The sequence below is a fragment of the Subtercola frigoramans genome, assembly GCF_016907385.1.
In the GTDB taxonomy this organism is placed as follows: Bacteria; Actinomycetota; Actinomycetes; order Actinomycetales; family Microbacteriaceae; genus Subtercola; species Subtercola frigoramans.
This window is the reverse complement of the sequence record NZ_JAFBBU010000001.1, coordinates 109,849-132,497: the sequence shown is the minus strand read 5'-3', so window position 1 is coordinate 132,497 and position 22,649 is coordinate 109,849. Positions and strand designations below refer to the sequence as shown.

19 protein-coding genes are annotated in these 22,649 nt (G+C 66.2%); 4 read left to right on the top strand and 15 right to left on the bottom strand.

Annotation, left to right across the window (positions count from 1 at the left end; genetic code table 11):
- Positions 1–36: 36 nt before the first annotated feature.
- The 3 genes from JOE66_RS00655 to ddaH form a co-directional block, all read right to left on the bottom strand.
- Complete coding sequence (locus JOE66_RS00655; RefSeq protein WP_372435472.1) at positions 37–1,521, bottom strand: peptide MFS transporter; 1,485 nt, start codon at positions 1,519–1,521, stop codon at positions 37–39.
- Positions 1,522–1,818: 297 nt separating this feature from the next.
- Positions 1,819–3,132: an ornithine--oxo-acid transaminase gene (gene rocD, locus JOE66_RS00650; protein WP_205106244.1), complete on the bottom strand. Its 1,314-nt coding sequence runs from the start codon at positions 3,130–3,132 to the stop codon at positions 1,819–1,821.
- The gene (ddaH, locus tag JOE66_RS00645) at positions 3,129–4,058 is read right to left on the bottom strand and encodes a dimethylargininase (RefSeq protein ID WP_205106243.1); all 930 of its coding nucleotides are present in this window, start codon (positions 4,056–4,058) and stop codon (positions 3,129–3,131) included. The genes rocD and ddaH overlap by 4 nt, the downstream gene beginning before the upstream one ends.
- 166 nt (positions 4,059–4,224) lie before the next feature.
- On the opposite strand from ddaH, the gene JOE66_RS00640 reads away from it, so the two are divergent.
- Positions 4,225–4,653 (top strand): Lrp/AsnC family transcriptional regulator, encoded by a 429-nt coding sequence (locus tag JOE66_RS00640; RefSeq protein WP_116281334.1) that lies wholly within the window; start codon positions 4,225–4,227, stop codon positions 4,651–4,653.
- A gap of 55 nt (positions 4,654–4,708) precedes the next feature.
- Positions 4,709–5,110 carry a GntR family transcriptional regulator gene (locus tag JOE66_RS00635; RefSeq protein WP_307826982.1) on the top strand — a complete coding sequence of 134 codons (402 nt, stop codon included), beginning with the start codon at positions 4,709–4,711 and terminating at the stop codon, positions 5,108–5,110.
- A 228-nt stretch (positions 5,111–5,338) separates the two neighbouring features.
- Here the strand turns inward: JOE66_RS00635 and JOE66_RS00630 are convergent, their stop codons facing one another.
- The 12 genes from JOE66_RS00630 to JOE66_RS00575 form a co-directional block, all read right to left on the bottom strand.
- Positions 5,339–9,040, bottom strand: a complete 3,702-nt coding sequence (locus JOE66_RS00630) for a proline dehydrogenase family protein (protein WP_205106241.1) — start codon at positions 9,038–9,040, stop codon at positions 5,339–5,341.
- Between the two features lie 116 nt (positions 9,041–9,156).
- Positions 9,157–10,119: a DNA-3-methyladenine glycosylase family protein gene (locus JOE66_RS00625; RefSeq protein WP_205106240.1), complete on the bottom strand. Its 963-nt coding sequence runs from the start codon at positions 10,117–10,119 to the stop codon at positions 9,157–9,159.
- Positions 10,120–10,168: 49 nt separating this feature from the next.
- Entirely contained in the window at positions 10,169–11,524 is a 1,356-nt protein-coding gene (locus JOE66_RS00620) for a transaminase (RefSeq protein ID WP_307826981.1), read from the bottom strand.
- Positions 11,525–11,577: 53 nt separating this feature from the next.
- Positions 11,578–12,312 (bottom strand): sugar phosphate isomerase/epimerase family protein, encoded by a 735-nt coding sequence (locus JOE66_RS00615; RefSeq protein ID WP_205106238.1) that lies wholly within the window; start codon positions 12,310–12,312, stop codon positions 11,578–11,580.
- 82 nt (positions 12,313–12,394) lie between these two features.
- A complete protein-coding gene (locus JOE66_RS00610) occupies positions 12,395–13,423 on the bottom strand; it encodes a sugar phosphate isomerase/epimerase family protein (RefSeq protein ID WP_205106237.1) in 1,029 nt (342 codons plus the stop codon).
- Positions 13,416–14,312: a sugar phosphate isomerase/epimerase family protein gene (locus tag JOE66_RS00605; protein WP_205106236.1), complete on the bottom strand. Its 897-nt coding sequence runs from the start codon at positions 14,310–14,312 to the stop codon at positions 13,416–13,418. The genes JOE66_RS00610 and JOE66_RS00605 overlap by 8 nt, the downstream gene beginning before the upstream one ends.
- Positions 14,309–15,544: an ROK family protein gene (locus tag JOE66_RS00600; RefSeq protein WP_205106235.1), complete on the bottom strand. Its 1,236-nt coding sequence runs from the start codon at positions 15,542–15,544 to the stop codon at positions 14,309–14,311. Before JOE66_RS00600 ends, JOE66_RS00605 begins: the two co-directional genes overlap by 4 nt.
- Positions 15,545–15,606: 62 nt before the next feature.
- Positions 15,607–16,455 carry a 3-keto-disaccharide hydrolase gene (locus JOE66_RS00595; protein WP_205106234.1) on the bottom strand — a complete coding sequence of 283 codons (849 nt, stop codon included), beginning with the start codon at positions 16,453–16,455 and terminating at the stop codon, positions 15,607–15,609.
- A gap of 24 nt (positions 16,456–16,479) precedes the next feature.
- Positions 16,480–17,589, bottom strand: coding sequence for a Gfo/Idh/MocA family protein (locus JOE66_RS00590; RefSeq protein WP_239518372.1), 1,110 nt, complete (start codon positions 17,587–17,589; stop codon positions 16,480–16,482).
- Positions 17,590–17,618: 29 nt separating this feature from the next.
- Complete coding sequence (locus JOE66_RS00585; protein WP_205106232.1) at positions 17,619–18,428, bottom strand: ATP-binding cassette domain-containing protein; 810 nt, start codon at positions 18,426–18,428, stop codon at positions 17,619–17,621.
- Positions 18,429–18,433: 5 nt separating this feature from the next.
- The gene (locus JOE66_RS00580; protein WP_205106231.1) at positions 18,434–19,444 is read right to left on the bottom strand and encodes an ABC transporter permease; all 1,011 of its coding nucleotides are present in this window, start codon (positions 19,442–19,444) and stop codon (positions 18,434–18,436) included.
- A gap of 71 nt (positions 19,445–19,515) precedes the next feature.
- A complete protein-coding gene (locus JOE66_RS00575; protein WP_205106230.1) occupies positions 19,516–20,517 on the bottom strand; it encodes a sugar ABC transporter substrate-binding protein in 1,002 nt (333 codons plus the stop codon).
- A gap of 227 nt (positions 20,518–20,744) precedes the next feature.
- On the opposite strand from JOE66_RS00575, the gene JOE66_RS00570 reads away from it, so the two are divergent.
- Positions 20,745–21,626, top strand: coding sequence for a TolB family protein (locus JOE66_RS00570; protein ID WP_205106229.1), 882 nt, complete (start codon positions 20,745–20,747; stop codon positions 21,624–21,626).
- The gene (locus JOE66_RS00565; protein ID WP_205106228.1) at positions 21,623–22,612 is read left to right on the top strand and encodes a Gfo/Idh/MocA family protein; all 990 of its coding nucleotides are present in this window, start codon (positions 21,623–21,625) and stop codon (positions 22,610–22,612) included. Before JOE66_RS00570 ends, JOE66_RS00565 begins: the two co-directional genes overlap by 4 nt.
- Positions 22,613–22,649: the final 37 nt, after the last annotated feature.

Below are 22,649 nucleotides of genomic sequence, written 5' to 3'. Positions count from 1 at the left end.
GCCAGACGTCCCCAAAGCGGCTCGCACAGGGACGCTTCAGCGCACCCCGGCCATGAGGCGCCGCACGAGCGGAGTCGCCAACACGAGCAGCAGGCCGATCACCACGGCGATCGCGCCCAGCACGCCGAAGTACGGCACCTGGTTCGTGGGGTCGTAGAACTCGGCGAGCTTCCCCGAGATCGCGGTGCCGAGCGCAACCGAGAGGAAGAACAGCGCAACCATCTGCGTTCGATAGATCTCAGGGGCCAGTTTCGTGGAGATCGACAGCCCCACCGGTGAGATGAAGAGCTCGGCCACCGTGAAGACGAACAGAATGCCCACAAGCTCGATCAGCGGAGTGCTGTTGTCGGCCCCGTTCGCGAACGGCAGGAACAGGAAGAACGCCAGCCCCATCACGATCGTGCCCGCGGCGAACTTCAGCGGCGTGGCCGGCTGGCGGGAGCCGAGCCTCGTCCAGATGGCCGCGAACACTCCCGACAGGATGATCACGAAGATCGGGTTGATCGACTGCACCCACGACACCGGCATCTGCCAACCGAAGAGATCGCGGTTCAGCTGGCTGTCGGAGTAGAGCGTCACCACCGTGAACTGCTGCTGGTACAGCGACCAGAACGCCACGCTCGCGATGAAGAGCGGAATGAACGCGAGAACCCGGCTCCGCTCCACACTCGAGATGCGCTTGCTGCTCAGGATGATCGCGAAATACGCAATCGCAGCGACCACGGTCAGCGTTATCACCACGGTCACGAGGTTGCCGACGTTGAGCAACCCGGTGGCGACGGCCACGGCGATGATGATGACGGCCAGGGCGCCGACCACGATCATCCGGGGCCGCCTGTCGGCCGGAAGCGCGTTCGGAACGATCCGCGACGACGCGGGCAGGCGCTTGCGGCCGAAGCTGTACTGGGTGAGGCCGATGGCCATGCCGATCGCGGCCAGGCCGAAGCCGTAGTGGAACCCGAGGGTCGTCTGCGCGAGACCGGTCAACAGCGGGCCGATGAACGCGCCGAGGTTGATGCCGAGGTAGAAGATCGAGAAGCCAGCATCGCGGCGGGGATCATTCTCTGAATAGAGCGTGCCGACGATCGAGGTCGCGTTCGCCTTGAGTCCGCCGCTGCCGATGGCGATCGCGACGAGCCCGACAGCGACGCCGAGCCCGCCAGGCAGCAGGGCAAGGGCGATGTGGCCGAGCATGATGAGAACGGCGCTGAAGAACAGCACGCGCTCTGAGCCGAGCAGGCGGTCGGCGATCCACGCCCCGAGAATGGTCGAGAGGTAGACGGCGCCGCCGTACGCACCGACGATGCCCGCTGCCGTGTCTTTGGGCAGGCCGAGCCCACCCTCCGCTGCGGGATAGAACAGGTACAGCAGCAGAATGCCCTGCATGCCGTAGAACGAGAACCGCTCCCACATCTCCACGCCGAAGATGTTGGCGAGTTGCCGCGGTTGCCCGAAGAATGTCTTGCCCGACGGCTCCGGATGCTCGGCAGCAGTCTGCGCGGTCGTGTCTACGTTGCTCACACCTCGTATCTTCGCAGAGCGCGCCCGCTGCAGCTACCCGTGAGCGCCCGGTGGATTCGCGCCGCAATGCTTCTCACCGCGACGGCCCACCCCTCCCCTCCCACCCGCGCTCTCGGCGCGAGTAGCGTCGTGCGGGCAAAAAAGCACCCAAGACCCCGACTTTGGGCGTTTTTGTGCCCGCACGACGAGGTGGGTTGGGGAGAGTGAGGCGCGAGCGCGCGGGATGGGCGCGTTCGCGCCGGGCGCGGGGGGGCAGGGGGATTGGGGGGGGGAAGGGGGATTGGGGGGGGAAGGGGGCTAGGTGCGGAGGGCGGCCAGGACATCGGCGAGCTGGTCGACGGCCCAGTCGAGGTCTTCGGGGGTGATGACGAGGGGAGGGGCTAGCCGGATGGTCGAACCGTGCGTGTCTTTCGCAAGAACACCGCGCTCCATGAGGAGCTCGCACACCTCGCGGCCTGTGGCCAGCGCGGGGTCGATGTCGATTCCGGCCCAGAGCCCCGCGGTGCGCACGGCGACGACGCCGTGCCCGACGAGCTCGTTCAGGCGGCCGGCCAGACGTTCGCCGAGCTCCGCTGCGCGCTGCTGGTATTCGCCGGTCGCGAGCATGCCGACAACGGCCGAGCCGACCGCGGCCGCGAGCGGGTTGCCGCCGAAGGTCGAGCCGTGCTCGCCCGGGTGCAGCACTCCGAGAACGTCGGAGTTGCCGACAACGGCGGAGACCGGAACGATACCTCCGCCGAGCGCCTTGCCCAGCAGGTACAGGTCGGGAACGACTCCGACGAGGTCGCAGGCGAAGGTCGCACCCGTGCGGCCGAGGCCCGACTGGATCTCGTCGGCGATCATGAGCACGTTGTTCGTCGTGCAGATCTCGCGAACGGCTGGTAGGTACGAAGCGGGCGGCACGATGATCCCTGCCTCGCCCTGGATCGGCTCGATGAGCACGGCGACGGTGTTCTCGTCGATGGCTGCAGCAAACGCGGACGCGTCACCGTAGGGAACCGCGCGGAACCCCGGCGTGAACGGGCCGAACCCCTCGCGTGCGGTGGGGTCGTCGGAGAAGCTCACAATCGAGATCGTGCGCCCGTGGAAGTTGCCGCCCATCACGATGATGTTCGCCAGCCCCTCCGGCACGCCTTTCACGCGGTAGCCCCAGGCCCGGGCGACCTTCAGCCCGGACTCGACGGCCTCTGCCCCGGTGTTCATGGGGAGCACCATGTCTTTGCCGGCGAGCGCCGCCAGAGACTCGACGAAGGGCCCGAGCTGGTCGTTGTGGAACGCGCGCGAGGTCAGGGTGATGCGCCCCAGCTGGGTGCGCGCGGCATCGAGCAGCACCGGGTTCGAGTGCCCGAAATTCACGGCAGAGTACGCGGCGAGGCAGTCGAGGTACCGACGGCCGTCGATCGCGGTCACCCATGCTCCGTCGCCCGATTCGACGACGATCGGCAGCGGGTGGTAGTTGTGCGCGGCGTGCGCCTCTTCGCGGGCGATGGCTGCCTCGGTGACCTCGCTCGGCACGGTACCCGCCGTCGCTGCTGTGGTCGCGGCTGCGCCCACGCCGGCCAGAGGCTCTGCGCTCCGCTCTCGGGGTGTGGAGGGCTCGGTGGTGATCATCGGCGCAGCTCCAGCGTGCAGCACTTCACTCCGCCGCCGCCGAGCAGAAGCTCCGACAGGTCGACGCCGATCGGGTTGTACCCGCGTTCGCGCAGTTGCGCTTCGAAACCGACGGCCCGGGCGGCGATGACAACGTTGTAGCCGTCGGAGATCGAGTTGAGCCCCAGTACCGCCGCGTCGGCTTCGCTCACGAGGATGGCATCGGGGTAGCGGCGCTCGAGCTCGGCCCGGCTGGCCGCGTCGAAGGCACTCGGCAGGTAGGCGATGGTCGCAGCATCCGGAGCCTGGCCCGCCGATTCGTTCAGCACGGCGATGGCGGTGTCGAGGTGGTAGAAGTTCGGGTTGACGAGGTTCAGGGTGACGACCTCGCGGCCGTAGATGCGTGCGACCTCTTCATGCGAGTTGGATGCACTGCGGAAGCCGGTTCCGGCGAGAATCGTGTCTCCGACGAGCATGAAGTCCCCTTCGCCCTCATTCACATTCTCGGGCTCGACGACCCGGAAGCCGTGGTCGGCGAACCACCTCATGTAGGCGGGGCCCTCGGCCTGGCGCTCGGCGTGGGTGAAGCTGGCTCCGTACGCGATGTTGTCGATGACAAAACCGCCGTTGGCCGAGTAGACCATGTCGGGCAGACCGTCGATCTGGTCGATCAGCTCGACCGTGTGGCCGAGCGCGATGTAAGTGTCGTAGAGCGACTGCCACTGCGCGAGCGCCTTGGCGGTGTCGGTGGGGATCGCCGGATCCATCCACGGGTTGATCTTGTAGGTGACAGTGAAGTAGTCGGGGCGGCACATGAGGTATGTGTGCGGCGTGGCCTGGCGAACGAACGGCGTGACGGTGTCGGCGTTCACATTCGGAATGGCGGCGCTGTCTGCAACAGTCGTACCTGCAGCAGCGGCGAGATCGGGCGTGGTGTGGGTGGGCATGGGCATCCTTCGAAAGAGACGGATGGCGGACACTGTCCTGTAGATGGCTCCGAGGAGCACGCCAGCTCCTAGTCTGGCACGCTCGTAATGTCAATAGTCGACCATTGTGCGCACGAAAAGTGCGCGGAATGCCCCTCTCCGCAAGAATTCGGCATATGCTCGGGCAGTGGACAATTTGGACTTTCGAATCATCGACCTGCTCAAACTCAACGCACGCACCGGTTACGGGGACATCGGGCAAGTGATCGGCCTGTCGGCGTCAGCCGTCAAACGCCGCATCGACCGCCTCATCGCCGACGGCATCATCCGCGGCTTCACCGTTCTGCTCGACACCTCCCTCGACGGCAAGGTCACCGAGGCCTACGTCGAACTCTTCTGCCGCGGCACCGTCGCCCCCGCCGAGCTCAAGCGAATCCTCTCCGGCGTACCGGAGGTCGTCGACGCGGGCACGGTCACCGGCAGCGCCGACGCGATCGTGCACATGCGTTCGCGAGACATCCCAAGCCTCGAGCTAGCACTCGAACGGGTTCGCATTGCACCGAACGTCGATCACACCCGCAGCGCGATCGTGCTGTCGAACCTCATCAAGCGGTAGTCGGGCAGCGGGCAGGTGTGCGGGCCGGTGTGCTGCGATGGGCGAGGTGGGCGGCGTGCGTGATGCGGCAGGGGTTCGCCGGGCATCCATCGCCGGTGTGAGCATCGAAGTGGATGCCCGGCTGCCCGCGCCCGTCTCTGAACAGCTGCGCGTGCAGATCATCACCGCTGTTCAGCGCGGGGATCTCGTTGCCGGCACCCGCCTGCCGGCCGTGCGGCGTCTCGCCGAAGAGCTGTCGCTGGCCGCAAACACGGTCGCGAAGGTGTACCGCGAGCTCGAACGCGACGAATTCGTCACCACCGAGGGCCGCAACGGGACCTCCATTGCCCCGCAGGGCACAGGCCCGGCACGCCAAGCGCAGCTCGCGGCGGCGGCTTATGCCTCGCGAGCCCGCGAACTGGGCCTCAGCGAGCAGGATGCCCTTGCCATCGTCGCGGCAGCGCTTTCAGCGCCGTAGAGCAGCGACAGCGGTCAGGGATCAGGGAGCTGAGGTGTTCTGCCGAGCACAGCTTCGTCAGCGCTGGCGCGTGGAGGTGAGCATCCACTGGATGTCCCTCTCAGCTCCTGCGCGCTGGTCGAGTAGTCTGCGCCGCAGGAGCGGGCGTATCGAAGCCGTCGACGCGTTGGAGGTTTCGATACGCCCCGGCGGGGCTACTCAAACGGCGAGGCTACTCAAACGGCGGGGCTACTCGAACGGCGGGGCCGATGGGAGAGGGAGCGCGCGGGAGGCAAGCGAGCTCGGGTTGCCGAAGCGATGGTTGGTCATGCTCACGGCCTGCTCACGGAGGAACGGCAGCAGCTCGATGCGCGGCGCGCGGGTGACCTCATCCGCATAGACTGCCACGTCGGGCGTGCCGCCGAGAGCTGTGGCGAGCGCCCGCGGGTCTCCCCCGATCATCCGGATGCGGTTGACGCTGAACGACGCGCCGAACTCGCGACCGACAGTGGAGCCTGCCGCAATATCGCCGATCACAGCCGAGGCCAGGGAATCGGCTGCACCCGCCTGTGCCCGCGCGACGGGCTCCGAGGCGACGGCGCGCGCCAGCCACTCGGCATCATCCTCGACGAACACCCGCACCGCGCGCTCCTTGAGCAGGGCCCGCAACGGACGCGGAAGTTTGAGCGCCGTACTGACCATCAGGGGCGCGCCTGCACGGGTCGCCGCGGCCAGCACGCGAACCAACTCGACGAGTGGGCGGCCCTCAGAGAGCCGCACGACCACAGGCACCGGTCGGTAGCGCAGCACATTGCGCTCCACCCCGAGGGCCGAGGCGTCACTGGGCGCGAAGAACCCGGTCCACGCCTTCTCGTCACCCACGGCCGCCCGTCGCACCACCTCGAACTCCTTGTAGTCGAGCCCAGCGGTCGACGCCTCGAGAAGTGCCACGACCTTCGGGTCGAGGCCGGCCAGGCTGATGTCGTCGCCGGGCTCACCGGGCTCGTCCACCCAGCGGCCCAGCTGCAGCAGGTAGTTCGGCCCACCCGCCTTGGCGCCCGCACCCACCGATGACCGCTTCCAGCCACCGAACGGCTGGCGCTGAACGATCGCGCCCGTGATGCTGCGGTTCACATACAGGTTGCCCGCCTGAACGCCCGCGAGCCAGGCCTCGATCTCGTCGGAGTCGAGCGAGTGGATGCCCGCGGTCAGCCCGAAATCGCTCGCATTCTGCAGCTCGACCGCCGCCGCAAGGGTCGGCGCGTGCATGATGCCGAGCACTGGGCCGAAGTACTCGGTGAAATGGAAGGCCGAGCCCGCGGCGACGCCGGTGCGCACCCCTGGAGTCCAGAGCCGGCCGGTCGCGTCGAGCGCGCGCGGTTCGACGAGCCACGACTCGCCGGGGCCGAGGGTGGTCAGGGCATCCAGAAGCTTGCCGGCAGCCGGCTCGATGAGCGGGCCCAGCTGGGTCGTCGCGTCGGCCGGGTACCCCACCCGGAGCGAGGTGACCGCGTCGACCAGCTGGTTTCGAAAGCGGGCCGATCGGCCGACCGACCCCACCAGAATCACGAGGCTCGCGGCCGAACACTTCTGGCCCGCGTGCCCGAAGGCGCTCTTCACGACGTCGGCGGCCGCTAGGTCGAGGTCGGCGCTCGGTGTGACGATGATCGCGTTCTTGCCACTCGTCTCGGCGAGCAGGGGCAGGTCGTGACGCCATGAGCGGAACAGGGCTGCGGTGTCGAACGAGCCGGTGAGAATGACCCGGTCGACGAGCGGGTGCGTGATGAGTTCGCTGCCGAGCTCCGCTTCGTCGATGTCGACCAGGGCGAGCAGGTCGGTCGGGATGCCCGCCTGCCAGAGCGACTCGGCGATGACCGCGGCGCAGCGCCTCGCCTGGGGCGCAGGCTTGAAGACCACGCCCGCCCCGGCCGCAAGCGCGGCAAGCACACCCCCCGCGGGGATCGACACCGGAAAGTTCCACGGCGGCGCAACGACGACGAGTGCGGGCGGCACGAAAGTCGCGCCATCTACTCGTTCGAGTTCGCTCGCCTGCACGCTGTAGTAACGGGCGAAGTCGACGGCCTCGCTGACCTCGGGGTCACCCTCGGCGATGGTCTTGCCCGTCTCGCTCGCCATGACCTCGAGCAGGAGGTCGCGGTTCGCCTCGAGCGCCAGGCCAGCCCGTCGGAGCGCTGCGGCACGAACCTCGGCCGGTTGTGCACCCCACGCGCGCCCGGCCGCCGCGACGCGCTCGAGCAGCCCGTCGAGCAACTCGGGGTCGGCGTAGTGCACGCCTTGGAGCGTCTGTTCTCCCAGGGTCGACGATTCGACCCCACTCAGAATTGCCCTGGCCCAGTCGCGGTTGGCCGGCAGCGAGGGGTCGGTGTCTGGCGTGTTCTCGAAGACTCCCCGCGGCGGTGCCTCGAGGGTCTCGGGGTCGGCGCGGTCCTGGGTTCGGCGCGGCAGCGGCAGCGGCACGACGGCGGCAGCGGGTTCGTCTGCAGAACGGGGAGCCCGATCATCCATTGGCGCCGCCAGCTCGGCCTCGAGCACGGCCAGCGACGCGGCGAAACGGGCCCTCTCGCGCTCGAAGGCCGCCGGGTCGGCACCGATGTCGAACACCGCCGACATGAAGTTCTCGTCGCTCGCGTTCTCCTCGAGCCGTCGCACGAGGTAGTTGATGGCCACGGGGAATTCCCGAGGATGCACGACCGGCGTGTAGAGCAGGAGCCCGCCGACCTGGCGCCGCACTGCGTCGGCCTGCGCCGTGGCCATGCCGAGCAGCATCTCGAAGTCGATCGACCCGGTGACGCCCCTGCGTTCGGCGAGGAGCCAGGCGAAGGCGATGTCGAAGAGGTTGTGGCCGGCGATGCCGACCTTCACGGCATCGACGCGCTCCGGTGTGAGCGCCCAGTCGAGCACCCGCTTGTAGTTCGTATCGGTCTCCTGCTTGCTGCTCCAGGTGGCCAAGGGCCAGCCATGGATGATCGAATCGACCCGCTCCATCGCCAGGTTCGCGCCCTTGACGAGCCGCACCTTGATCGGCGCCCCGCCGTTCGCGACGCGTGCTGCCGCCCAGGCCTGCAGGCCGCGCATCGCCCGGAGCGCGTCGGGCAGGTAGGCCTGCAACACGATCCCGGCCTCGAGGTGCCGGAACTCGGGCCGCTCGAGCACATTCTGGAACACGGCGATCGTGAGGTCGAGATCGCGATACTCCTCCATGTCGAGGTTGATGAACTTCGCGGAGCCCGTGGCGCCGCCGCCGGTAGCACCCGGAAGCGCGAGCCTGTACAGCGGCACGAGGCTGTTCGCCACCCGCTCCACGGTTTCGTCGAACGCCCACATCGACAGCTCTGCCGCGATCGACGACACCTTGACCGAGACGTAGTCCACGTCTGGCCGTGCCAGCAGTTCGAGGGTGCCGCTGAGCCGGTTCTGCGCCTCCCGGTCGCCGAGCACAGCTTCGCCGAGCAGGTTGATGTTCAGCCGCACACCCTCAGCGCTGAGTGCCGCAATGGCCTTGCCGAGCTTCGCAGGGCTGGCGTCGGCAATGAGGTGGCCGACCATGCGGCGAAGCACCCGCTTCGACGTGGGCACGACGACCCACGGCAGCGCCTCGCCCAGGGCACCCCCGACCTTGATCGCCGCACGCAGCTGTGGTGGCAGGAACTCGGGCGTCAGACCGGCCAGCTCGCCGAGATTCTTGCCCGCGACGACGGCATCATCGGGTCGTGCAACGCCGTCGACGAACCCCACGGTGAAGGCGAGCCCGTTGGGGTCTTTGAGCACCCCGGCCAGCCGGGCAGCCGAGTCATCGACCGGTGAGTCTGCGCTCTCGGCGAGCCACCGACGAACCAGGGCTGTCGCCGCCTCGCCCAACCCAGTGAGATCGCCGGGTTCCGGCCGCGGGCCGGCCACAACTGTTTCGGGTTCGTGTGCCGGGTCGACCATGCTCTGAGAATATCCCCCTGCATTTCGATTTCGCCCTGCACGTGCCGACTGGGCTGCATTCTCCCGCCATCATTCCTGCATTGACCTGCCCGGAACGACCGGGTCAGCGGCAGGGGTCAGTGCCAGCGATGGTCGGCGATGGTGGCACGCGGCCCGAACCGCGGCTTCGCGACCCCGCTCGCGAGCAGAAGTCGCACGACGCGCTGACGGTGACCCCGCCACGGCTCGAGCAGTTCGAGCATGCCGTCGTCGTCGACCGGCTTGCCGATCAGCACCCAGCCCACGTGGGCCGCGAGGTGAAAGTCCCCGACGCTGACGGCATCCGGATGACCGTGCGAGCGTTGGCTCGTCTCCGCAGCCGTCCACGGCCCCACCCCGCGCACCGACTGCAGCTTCTCGAGAACGATTGTGAGCACCTCGCCCGGAGCGAAGGTGGACGCCGAGCCCGTCGGTGCGGCGAGTCGGTCGAGCGCATCGGCGACGGCGGCCGCGGTGACGATAGCGCGCGAACGGTCGGGGCCGACACCAGCACGGTGCCACTCCCACGACGGCACCAACGCCCAGCCCCTTGCGCTCGGCTGCACCCGCATCCCTGCAGGCGCGGGACCCGGGGGCACCTCACCGAACCGTGCGAGCAGGTAGCGCCAGGCCCGTCGCGCCTCGACGGTCGTGACCTTCTGCTCCAGGATGGTCGGAACCAGCGATTCGAACACCAGCGAGGTCTTCGTCAGCCACATTCCCTGGTGCTGGCGGCGCACCTCGGCGAGCGGCGGAACCCCCGACAGGTCCAGGCCCGACCAGTCGTCGGCCGCGCCGAGGAGGGCCGGCAGGGCATCCAGAGCCCACTCAGCACCTTCACCCCAGGCCGTGGCGATGATTCTGCTCTGCCCTGATTCGACGTGCAGGGTCGCCGGACCCAGCGGCGTGCGCATGACGCGCCAGAACCCGTTGGGTGTCAGTCTCATGGTCGGGTCGCCGAGGCCACGCAGGAGGGGGCCCACCGTCTGCCGCAGATTCAGCGGGCTGCGCGGAAAGTAGCTGGTCGTCAGCGGCCGCGTGGCTTCGAGCAGGGCATCCATGGTGATCGAAGACTAGTTCGCCCGGCCGACACCCGTCGAACCGGCGCGCCTAGGAGCCGAGCAGTTCGCCGAGGGCCTGTTCGAAGATCACGTGGTGGGCGACGACATCGGCGGCCGTCGTCACCGGCGACATGAGCGCCATGTTGTGGAACGGCGTGAGGAGGATACCGCGGTTCAACAGGTAGAGGTGCAGGAAGTCTTCGAGTTCACCGTCGGCGGCTGCGTTCGACTCCGTACCGTCGCGCGGGGCCGGGTTCGAGAAGCGGTACTCGGTGCGGGCACCGAGCTGGCTGACCGACCACGGCAGTCCGAAACGGTCGATGGCTGCCTGTACGCCCTCGGTGAAGAGAGTCGCGGTCGCGATCATGTGCTCGAACGCCTCGTCGGTGAGCACATTCTCGAGGGTCGCCCGCGCGGCCGCCATCGAGAGTGGGTTGCCGGCGAGCGTTCCGCCGACTCCGCCCATGTCGATGAGGTCGAGGTCGGTGCGGGCGAGCGCGGAGGCCGCGAACTCGGCACTCAGGCCATATGCCCCGATCGGAATACCTCCGCCGATCGACTTGCCGATCACCAGGATGTCGGGTTCGAGGTTCCACAGGCGGGTCGCGCCGCCCGGCCCCGCCGAGAAGGTGTGTGTCTCGTCGTTGATCAGCAGCGTGCCGTACTTGCGGGTCAACTCGCGCACGCCCTCGAGGTACCCCGGTTCGGGCAAGACGATGCCGATGTTGGTGAGCGCGGGCTCCATGAGCACCGCTGCGACGTCGCCGTGCGCGAGCTGGCGCTCGAGGCCCTCGAGGTCGTTGAACTCGGCGACGCGCGAGGTGACGGTGACGTCGACCGGCTCGCCCACGTTGCCGGGTCGCGACATTCCTTCGCCGTCGGGGCCGACCACGATCAGGGATTCGTCGACGCTGCCGTGGTAGCAGTAGCTGTTGAAGAGGATCTTCGGCCGCCCGGTGATGGCTCGCACGAGTCGAATCGCCCAGCGATTCGCATCCGTCGCCGTCAGAGCGAAGCTCCAGCGGTCGAGGCCGAAGCGGCGGGTCAGCTCGGCGCCCACCCACTCGGCGTCTTCGGTGGGCAGCATCGTCGTGATGCCACCGAGATCGGATGCCCGGTGCTGAACCGCCGCGACCGTTGCCGCAGGCGAGTGGCCGGCCATCGCGCCGGTGTCACCGAGCGCGAAGTCGATGTACTCGAAGCCGTCGAGATCCCACACGCGATTGCCGAGCGCCCGGTCGAGGTAGATGGGGTAGGCGCCGGCCTTCTTGTTCATCCAGGTCATCGGCACCTGGCCGAAGAGGTGGTTCGCGTCGGCGTAGGCCCGGGCCGATCGCGGGTGCGCACTGACGAAGGATGCCTGTTCCCTGGCGTAGAGTGCTGCCAAACGGGTTCTGTCGATCACAGTGCGCCTTTCGTCGAGATGCCAGAAGTCTGGCATCTTCGGCGCCCCTCCTGTCAAGCTTCGGCGCGGTCAAGCCAGTTCTTGCTGCGCACGACGGCCGTGAACGGGTCGGTCTGAATCAGGTCGAGCGAGATCACCCGCGGCACCGACGAGTCGACGGCCGCGAGCACCGCCGCCAGGTCGATCTCGCCGTCGCCGACCGCCACCTGGTCCTCGTTTCGCCCGACGAGGGGGCCGTCTTTGAGGTGCAACGCGAAGAGGTGTTCGCCGAGGGCATCGATCGTGTCCAGCACGTCGGCGCCGGCGATCGTGGTCCAATAGGGGTCGAACTCGACGCCCGCCGTCGGGCTGAGAAGGTCCATCAACGACACCAGCGCCGGCCTACCATCGACCATGGACTTCAGCTCGTCGTCGTGATTGTGGAAGGCGACCCGGATCCCGTACGGGATCGCCGCTTCGGCCGCCCGGTTGAGAACGTCGGAAACGCGCTCGGTGCCGTCGGGCGTATTCCAGTAGTCGGCGAGGAACGCGGGGTGCATCAGCAGCCCAGCGCCGACCGCGGCCGCGGCATCGAGCGAGGCCGCGAGGGCGTCACCGAGCAGGTCGCCGTGCACGGTGGGCGCGGTCATCCCGTTGCGCACAAGGGCCGGAGCCAGCTCGGCTGCGCAGGTGGCGATCTGGAACGGTTCGACGTGGGCGAAGCCGACCGAGGCGAGTTCGTCGACGACACCGCCCAGTCCGCGCTCGGCGATCTCTGCACGCAGAGTCCACAGTTGGATCGAGATCATGAACGGACGTCCTTCGTTCGACGGGAGGTGGGCGCACGCACGCCGGCGACTGCCAGCGTGACGGGGGGCGAGAAGGCGAGAGTCACTGCTGGCTGAAGGCGCTGTCGAAACTGCTCGATGGTCGTTCCCACAGCAGCCCGCGAACAAAACCGATCGCCTCGGCGGCACCGCGCATCCGGTCCATCCCGGCGTCTTCCCATTCGATGGAGATCGGGCCCGAATAGCCGATCGAACGAAGGGCGCGGAAGGAGTCCTCCCACGGAACATCGCCGTGGCCCGTCGACACGAAGTCCCAGCCCCGGCGCGGGTCGCCCCACGGCAGGTGAGAACCGAGCACACCGTTGCGACCATCGGGGCGACGCAGCCTGGTGTCTTTGCAGTCCACGTGACAGATCCTGTCGCGAAACTCCCAGATGAAGGCAACGACGTCGATCTGCTGCCACAGCATGTGCGACGGGTCCCAGTTGACACCGAAGGCGTGCCGGTGGTCGATGGCATCCAGTGTCGCGAGAAGCGTCCAGTGATCGTAGGCGATCTCGGAGGGATGCACTTCGTGGGCGTAACGCACGCCCTCCGAGTCGAAGACATCGAGGATCGGGTTCCACCTCGTCGCGAAATCGGCATAACCGTCGTCGATCACGCTCTGCGGCACGGGTGGGAACTGGGCGACATACGGCCAGATCTTCGACCCGGTGAAACCGGTCACGACGTCAGCACCCAATCGCCGCGCCACGCGAGCGGCACGTTTCATATCTTCGGCCGCCCGTTGGCGTACGCCTTCGGGCTCACCGTCACCCCAGGTGTAGGGGCGCACAATCGCCTGGTGCCTGAAGTCGATGGGGTCGTCGCAGATGGCCTGACCGGTGAGATGGTTGGAGATTGCGTGCACACTGAGCCCGTGCCGGTCGAGAATGTCGAGCCTGCCCTGCAGGTACGACGGGTCTTCCTCGGCCCTCAGAAGGTCGAGGTGATCTCCCGAGGCTGCGATCTCAAGACCGTCGTACCCCCAGGAGGCGGCGAGGCGGCAGACCTCCTCAAAGGGAAGGTCGGCCCACTGGCCGGTGAAGAGGGTGACCGGGGGCTGCCCGGGCAGCGCGAGGGAGTCAGACATGGCTCGGGGTCTCCTCTGCGTCGGGCAGCACGGCCACGTTCCGGCGGATCCATTCGCCTGAAGCGAGGGTCGACTCCTCCGCCGTGGGCGCACTCGGCACGTCGACTTCGACCACCAGCCATCCGTCGAAATCGTCGGGCACGGTGGCAAGGGCCGCCACCAGGTCGACGTCACCCTCGCCGAGCTCCGTCCAGACGTGGAGCTGTGCTGCATCGAAGTAGTCGAGCCGGGCATCCAGAGCACGTTTCATCGCGTCGAGCGAGGCGTCTTTGATGTGGACCCCTCCCAGGCGGCCGCTGTAGCGCTGCATCACCCGGGCCGGATCCATGCCCGCCCAGAACAGGTGGCCGGTGTCGGGGCCGAACCGCAGTTCGGGAACGGCAGCCATGACCTGGTCGATCTCCTCCTCGGTCTCGATCCAGCTCCCCACGTGTGGGTGCAGGCACGCCGTGACGCCTTCGTCAGCCATTGCGCGCATGACCTGGCCCACCGTCTCTGCGATGACAGCTGTGCGCACCGGATCGGCAAGAGCCCCCTGCGCTGGCAGCAGGATCCGTTCGGGCGAGAGGTTCGAGGCGATGAAGGTCTGGGTCACGCCCAGTTCGCGATGCTGTCGCGCGTGCAGCACGGCGGCCTCGACGACCGAGTCGCGGGTTGCCTCATCGTGCAGGTCGGCACCGAAGTAACCCGCCGCCGGGACGACAGTCTGCGTGGCGAGTGCCGCGAGGTAGTCCGAAGGGCTCATGCCCTCGGGGATGGCGATGCTCACGGCACCGAAACCGGCGCGCACGAGCACGCCGAGTGCCTCATCGAGGCTTTCCGGAGTGAGCAGGGGCTCGCCGTGCGGTCCGAGGAACCACGGAAGGGGGTTGATGGCGATAACGGTCATGCGATGTTTTCCAATCCTTTGCCCAGATTGATGTGGGCGTTCAATGAGTCGGGGCTGAGAGCTCGTTCGATACCGGTGATGAGGCCGCCGGCCATGCCCGAACGAACCCCGAGAAGGGGTTTGCCGACAGTGAGCTCGCGCGTCGCCAAGGGCAGAGCCCGTTGGTAGACGATGCCCCGAACAGTGGCCAGGAGGTCGTCGCCGGCGTTGGCCAGCATGCCCCCGATCACAATCCGGGACGGATTCAGCACATGGACGAGATTCGCGATCGCCTCGCCCACGTACTGGGCTGCCTCCTTCAGGTTCGCAAGCGCCTCCGGGTCGCCAGCGTTGATCCTCTCCAGCAACCGGTCGATGTCGGCACCGTCGACTGCCGCGGTGTACGGGGCTCCGATCATCCGGCGCGTCAGTGCAGCGGCCGAGGCCACCGCCTCGAGGCAACCATTGTTCCCGCAGACACAGGGGCGATCCTGGGACGCGAGCTTGATGTGCCCGATGTCACCCGCCGAGCCGTCGGCACCGTGCATCAGTTCACCATTCGCGGTGACGATCCCCGCCCCGATTCCCGTACTCACCTTCACATACAGCAGGGGGCCGGAAAGGGGGCCGATAGCCCTCGCTTCGCCCAGGGCCCTCAGGTTGACGTCGTTCTCGAGCACGACCTGGCACTCAAGGGCTGTGCCCACGAACTGAGCAATCGGGAAGCCGTCCCAGCCGGGCATGATGGGTGGGCGCACCACGGTGCCTGACCTGTTGTCGACCGGCCCCGGCAGTCCCATCACCGTGACGACGGCCGAGTGCGGGAGCTCGTCGAGCAGACGCAGGAATTCGGCGACGATCGCACCCAGGACCTTCTGGGGCCCCTCACTCAGTTCGTATCGCACAGAACTCGAACTGAGTTCCTTCTGGTTGAGATCGAACACTCCCAGCTGGGCCATGTGGGCACTGCAGTCGGCGACCAGCACGTAGCCGTAATCCGGGCTGAGTTCGAGCAGCTCAGCCGAACGACCGCGCCCCGATGTCTGGCGGAATCCGGCCCGTCTGATGACGGAGTGTTCGAGAAGCAACCGGATGCCCGTGTCGACAGTGGTCCGCGACAGCCCAGTGACACGCACGAGGTCTGCCTTGCATGCGGCGTTTCCGCTTCCGAGCAGTTTCGCCAGCGTGCTGGCCAGCAGTTCGGAGTCGATCCGCGCAGAAAGGAGCGGTGCGGAGAGTCTGAGTGACGTCATCGTCTTCCCTTGAATACTGGTTACCCTGGCCAATTCTCGCCCATCGGCGGGGCCAGTCTCGGTCACAACGACTTGATGCGCAAATCACGCCACCGGCATGCAGCCCCCGGAGCCCAACGGCCATCGCCCAGCATGGGGTCGTTGTCGTGCACCTCGAGAGCGATGTGACCACTCGAGCCGAGAAGTTCGGCCACGTCGCCAGCGACATAGTCGGGCGCTTCGAGAGTCGCGAGGTCTATTTCGGCGACCTTGACTCCGTTCACCCACGTCGTGACCCTGGGAATCTCTCCCACGCACCGGATGGTGAGCGAATTCCAGTCGTTCCACTTCCAGGCGTCGAGGAAAGCGGTCACATCTCCGGCAAAGTCGAGCATGTCGGCCTTGCTCTGCTCGAATGGTTCGACAGACGTTTCAGGGTCGTCTTCTTTCAAGGCGACAGCAGTCCCGGATTCGTCGAACTTCGCGGTCAGCGCGAAGGGAACGGCATGGAAACTGCCGAGTCCATTGCCGAAGAAGCCTCCGATCGAGCCGGACTGGCGGTGATCGACGAGCACCTGGAGTCCATCCCACGAGTCGAAGCGCCTGCGGATCATGACGCCTGTGTCGGCCGGCCAGTCGGGCTTCATCTCGAGGCGCAGCTCGAAGTCGCCATATTTCTCCTCGGTGACGAGATATCCGCCCCAGCCACTTCCGGGGGCATCCTGCCGACCGACAATGGTGCCGTCTTCGACTGTCCAGGCCGCCGGATGCTCGGCAGCGAGTTCGTTGTAGTTCGAGGGGAAGACCGTGAGGACCTCGGTCACGTCAGGGCCACCGGGATAGACCGGGCCGTACTGCCGGGGCTGGACGACCCAGCCACTGAGATCGTGTCCGTTGAAGAGCGGCTCGAAGCCGTCGTCGGATTCATTCATTTCTGTTCCTCATTTCTCGGCAAGTCACACTGCTTGCCACTGGTGGGAGTTCTCGCTCAGCTGTACGGCCGAGAGAACACGCTGAACATAGGCGGCGTCAGCGAACGACGGGGTGGGCTGGAGGCCCGCGCAGATCGACGTCACAAAATCGGCCGCCTGGTTCACGAAGGCATGGTCGTACCCCAGGGTGTGCCCAGCGGGCCACCAGTTCTGGAGATAGGGGTGGGATGGTTCTGTCACGAGCACGCGGGTGAAACCAGCGCTTCGTGGGTCAGCGCCGCCGTCATACCGCTGGAGCTCGTTGTTGCGCTCGAATTCCCAGGCCACTGAACCGTTCGATCCGTTGATCTCGAACCCGAAGGCATTCTTGCGGCCCAACGCATACCGGCTGGCCTCGATCGTGCCGATCACGCCATCGGAGAACTCTGCGAGAACGAAGGCGGCATCGTCGACGGTCACCGGCTCGAGGTTTCCGCTGCCGGCCGAGGGCCTGGCATCCACGAAGATTCGCGTTCGAGCGCTCAGCGTCGTGATCTTCTCGCCCAGCACCCACTGCGCAAGATCGATTGCGTGGGCGCCGAGGTCACCCAGCGCACCAGAGCCCGAGCGACTGGCGTCCAGGCGCCAACTGTGCTCCGCCTTCTCGTTGCTCAGCCAGTCCTGCAGATAGGTCACGCGCACGTGGCGGATCGTTCCCAGCGAGCCATCCTGGATGAGCTGGCGGGCCAATGCCACCGCCGGCTGGCGGCGATACGTGAAGCCACACGACGCCCAGATTCCGAGCTCGGCCGCCTTTCGCGCCGCTTCAGCCATCTCGTCGGCCTCAGCCAGCGAATTGGCCAGGGGCTTCTCGCACAGCACGTGCTTGCCTGCTGCAAGTGCAGCGACGGCGATCTCACGGTGAGTGTCACTGGGAGTACAGATGTCGATGACGTCGATATCGTCACGCTCGATCAGTTCACGCCAGTCGGTGACTGCCTCGGACCAGCCCAGCCGCTGTGCAGCAGCTGCGGTGCGCTCAGGGGAGGTACCGGCCACGGCCACCATTCGCGGCTCGAGCGGCAAGTCGAAGACCCTCGCGGCGTTGCGCCACGCGTGACTGTGGGCTGCACCCATGAACGCATGCCCGACCATCCCGATGTTCAGTGACGGCACCCCTGTGTTCACAGGAGTGACTCCACCAACGACTTCGCGGCGTCGGAATCCCCATCGTCAGAACCACCCAGGATGATCATCGAGAGTACCTGCTGCTTGGTGGCTTCTGCCGTGTTGAGCCGGCCGACGACCTTGCCGTCGGTCATGACGACCAGCTTGTCTGCGAGCTCGAAGACTTCGTGGATGTCGTGGCTGATGATCAGAATGGCAACACCCTCTGACTTCAGGCGGGTCACCAGTTCCTGGAACAGCTTCGATTCCGCAGGCCCCAGGGCCGCGGTCGGTTCGTCGAAGATGATGACCCGGGCATTGAAGTACACCGCTCGGGCGATGGCGATCGACTGCCTCTGGCCCCCGGAGAGGTTGCGCACCTGGTCGTCGAGGTTCTTGAAGCGTGGATTGATGCGCTGGAGCACCTCCGCCGCGGCGGCAGCCATCGCCTTTTTCTTGCGAAAGAACCCGAAAGTTCGCATCTCTCGACCGAGGAACAGGTTCGATGGGGCATCGAGGTTGTCTGCGAGCGCAAGATTCTGGAAGATCGTCTCGATACCCGCGTCGCGCGCAGTGCGGGGAGAGTCGATCTGCGCCTCAGCTCCGTTGATGAGAATGGTGCCGCTGTCGCGGATGGTCGCCCCGGCCAGAATACTGACGAGAGTGGACTTTCCGGCACCGTTGTGGCCGAGCAGTGCAACGACCTCACCGGAATACAGGTCGATCGACACATCCCTCACCGCATGGACGCCTCCGAAAGCCACGTCGATGTTGCGCATACTGACAGCGGCGACGCGCGTTGCGCCGGGCTCGATTGTCGTAGTCATCGTTCTCAGATCTCCACTCGGGTTCTCATCATTCGCCGTTTTGCCATCCGGGCGGCGAGCTTGGTCGAGTTCACATCGATGAACAGGGCGAGAAGGATCAACAGACCCTGCCAGATGATCTGGAAGTTGGCGTTCACACCCAGGAGATTCATGCCGTTGCTGATCATGCCGATGACGAGGCAGCCGAAGAGCGTGCCGACCATTGCGATCTTTCCGCCGAGCAGGGGGGTGCCCCCGATGACGACCGCTGCGACGACGAGCAGCAGGAGGGTCGAGCCCGCAGAGATCTGTGCGGATGCCGATCGTGCCGTGAGGAGCACCGAAGCGAACCCGTAACAGGCGCCGGCAATGGTGAACAGGCGCACACGCATCCAGGGGATGCTGATACCGGCCACTCTGACTGCCTGGGGGCTGACAGCCATGGCGATGAGATGTTGGGCGAAGACGGTGGAACGAGACACGACCACGAACAGCGCGAAAACGGGAATCAGAATCAGCGTGGCCACCGAGATGACGCCCACTCGTCCCTGGCCGATTGCGACGAAGGCGGGAGGGAGCTGCGAGACGGGAACGAGGTTCGTGATGACGTAGGTGATACCGATGTACACGGCTCCAGCGGCGAAGGTCACGATGAATGCGGGCAGCTCGAACAGATTCACGATAGCGGCGTTGATGAGCCCGCAGAGTGCGCCGACCACGATGCCGACGAGGACGGCCGCCCAGGCGGGGAAGCCGAACTCGGTCATCGACTTGGCGGAGATGACGCCGACAAGCGGAACGACCCCGGTGATCGACAAGTCGATCTCGCCCGCACCAAGGAGGAACGTGAACCCGAAGGCGACGATCGAGATGACGACGATCTGGTCGAGCAGGGAACCGAGGTTCGACGCCGTGAGGAAGTAGGGGCTGCCGATCGAGAGGGCGACCCCGAAGATCACGGCGAACAGGGCCGCCTTGTTGCCGAGAAGAATACGTTGGACGATGAAGTCCCCGCGACTGGCCATGGTTGTAGACATTGTTTTCACCTTCGTGTGTGACGAGATGCCGGGCCCGGAGTCGTACACCGGGCCCGGCTTCAGGGGCTGGGTCAGCCCTTCAACTTCGAAATGACGTCATCGACGTTCGTGGTGGTCACGGAGTAGACCGGCTTGATCGAGTAGACCTTGTCGGTGAACGAGCCGTCCATCAGGCCGGCTGCCACATCGATGATCTGGCCGTAGTCCGGGCCGAGAACTCCGGTCGTGAAATCGATCGCGCCGCTCTTGACTGCGTCGAGGCTGGACTGGTTGATGTCGTAACCGGAGACGAGCACCTTGTTGCGTACGCCAGCCGTGGTGAGTGCGTTCGAGGCACCCTGGCCCATCGTGGAGTTCGCGGCGGAGATGAGGTTGACTTCCGGGTGGGACTGGAGCCAGTCGGCGGTGGTGTTCTGGGCGATGTCGGTCTGCCAGTTGCCGTACTGTTCGCCGATGATCTTCACGCGGTCAGGGTTTGCCGTGGCGAACGCCTTGACTCCGTCTTCTCGGATGAGTTGCGGAGTCTGCGCCGCAGCCCCGTAGATCAGTCCGACATTGAGCGTCAGTTTGGGGTCGGCGTCGAGCAGGCTCTTCATCCAGTCGGTCGTTGCCGCTGCGTAGTCCTTCTCGCTCGCTCCGAAGGCGACATCGTAGACATCGGGCTCGGGGTCGGAGGGGCGGAAGTCGATCGTCTTCACCCCCGCATCCTTCGCGGCCTGAACAGCGGGCAGCGACCCGGCCGGGTCGACGGCCGAGAAGATCATCACATCGGGGTGCTTCTGAAGCGCCGTCTGCACATCGGAGATCTGCTTGTCGACACTGCCGTTTGCGTCGTACGACTCGAAGGTGATGTGCTTGCCCTTGGCGTTCAGGACTGCCACCTCATCCGTCATGAACTTGATGTACGCCGTCTGGTTCTCGTCGATCTTGTCCACGCTGTAGATGACACTGAAGGTGTTCGCATCCTTCGACGCCTGCGGGGTGCTCCCGCTGGCACAACCAGAGAGAACGAAGACCAGGGCTGTGCCGGCGGATACCGCACCCACGCCCCAGCGAATTCTGCTGTGTTTCATTGCTACTCCTCTTTGAGTTTTCGGGAAGGCCGGTTCGGGCCCACACCACAAGGTAGCCTCGCATTATCGCCCTTTCAAAGCACCTTCTGTACTTTTTCAGAGCAGAAGACGCGCTGCTTCTGTGCTCTGAAAAAGCACATGAAGGTCGTAGAACGCCTTCAGTGAATGCGTCTACCGTCGATGTACACGTACCGCGCGGCAACGAAGCTGCCAGTGGGGAGAGAAACATGGACCTGAGAACACTTGGCACCGCACAATCGACCGCGGTCAGCATCTACGATCGGCTGCTGGAACGCACCACCGAGATCTACCGGAGCGACTCTCTTCTCCTGGAGGCACCGAACTGGGCTAGCGACGGCCGTCTCGTGTTGAACGGTGCCGGTGGGCTGTGGCGGCTCGGACTCGACGGCGATCTCATCGCTGTCGAGCTCAGCGGGGTTCCTGACCTGAACAACGATCACGTGCTCGACCCCGATGGCGAACACATCTACCTCTCTGCCAACGACTGGCAGATCTACCGCGCACCACTTGCCGGCGGTGAGGGGGTGCTGGTGACCGGGAACCCAGAGATCGCCGGGCTGATGCACTTCTTGCACGGGGTCAGCCCCGACGGCGAGCGGCTCGCCTTCATCGGTCTGGAACCGGAGGGAGACAACTGGTGGGCGCACGCGAACGTCTTCACTGTGTCATCGGCCGGTGACGACTACCGGCGGCTGACGGAGGGCGTGTCGCCCTTCGACGGCTCCGAATACTCCCCCGACGGCGAGTGGCTCTACGTCAACACCGAACGGTTCGACGGGCACGCGCAGCTGGGCAGAATGCGCGCTGACGGATCGGATCTCGAACAGCTCACCTTCGATGAGAACGTCAACTGGTTTCCGCACATCTCGCCGGATGGCAGGCACGCGAGCTACATCTCCTTTCCACCCGGTACCGAAGGGCATCCACCCGACGTCTGGGTCGAGATCAAGATCGTCGACATCGACGACTGGAGTTCGCCCCGCACGGTCGCCCGCGTCTTCGGCGGCCAGGGCAGCCTGAACGTCAACAGCTGGAGTCCTGATTCGACTCGATTCGCCTTTGTGAGCTACCCGGAGAACACCAAATGACTGACGCACCTGTGCGGTGGGGCATCCTGGGAACAGGGATGATCGCCGCCGAGTTCAGCGGGGCGCTCGAGCGCTCCTCGGTCGCAACGCTGAGCGCCGTGGCCAGCCGTTCCCTCGGCCGCGCCGAAGCCTTCACAGAAGGCCGCGACGGCGCCAGGGCATATGGGAGCTACGAAGAACTGGTGAGCGACCCGGCCATCGAAGCCGTCTACATCGCAACCCCCCAGCACCGCCATCGCGATGATGCCCTGCTGGCCATCGGCCACGGCAAACACGTTGTGGTCGAGAAACCGCTGGTGCTGAACTCGAGCGATGCCGAGACCATCGCCCAAGAGCTCGGCGATCGCCCGACGCTGGCGATCGAGGGCATGTGGACGCTGTTCAATCCCCTGGTCTCCCAGTTGCTCGGCCTCGTCGACTCGGGTTCGCTGGGCGCGCTGCGGGCCTTCACGGCGAACGCGGGGCCGATCGGCGTTCCCAGGGGCCATCGCGCCCTGACGGCTGAACTCGGTGGCAGCTTTCTCTGGGAGTGCCTGGTGTATCCCCTGGCCATCCTCACGGCAGTCGACAGCGGGTTCCACGAGCCCGCCTCGATAGCCGCCACCTCGCAGCGCACCGCCGATGGGACGGATTTCGCGACCGCTGTGCTGCTCAGCCGCGACACGTCCTTCGCGCAGTTCGGCGGCAGCTTTGCCGCAGACTCGTCGGGCGCCGCCCCTTCGGCTGCCCAGCTGCAGTTCGAGAACGCGTGGGTGGAGCTGCGTGAGATCTACAGCCCGGCCGAACTCACCATCGGCTGGAACGACGGCCGCGTCGAACACTTCACCGTCGACTCGGCTGCGGCGGGATTCGCCTATGAAATCGAGGGTGTCAGCGCAGCCGTGCGACAGAGGGCACCGCTGGATCACCGGCTGCTTCTGGCGCACACGATGCAGAACATCGCGCTGCTCGAGCGCATCCAGGGCGCGGCCGCCGTCCGCCCCTGACAGAGATACATCCGATGTAATCGGGTAATTGACTGAA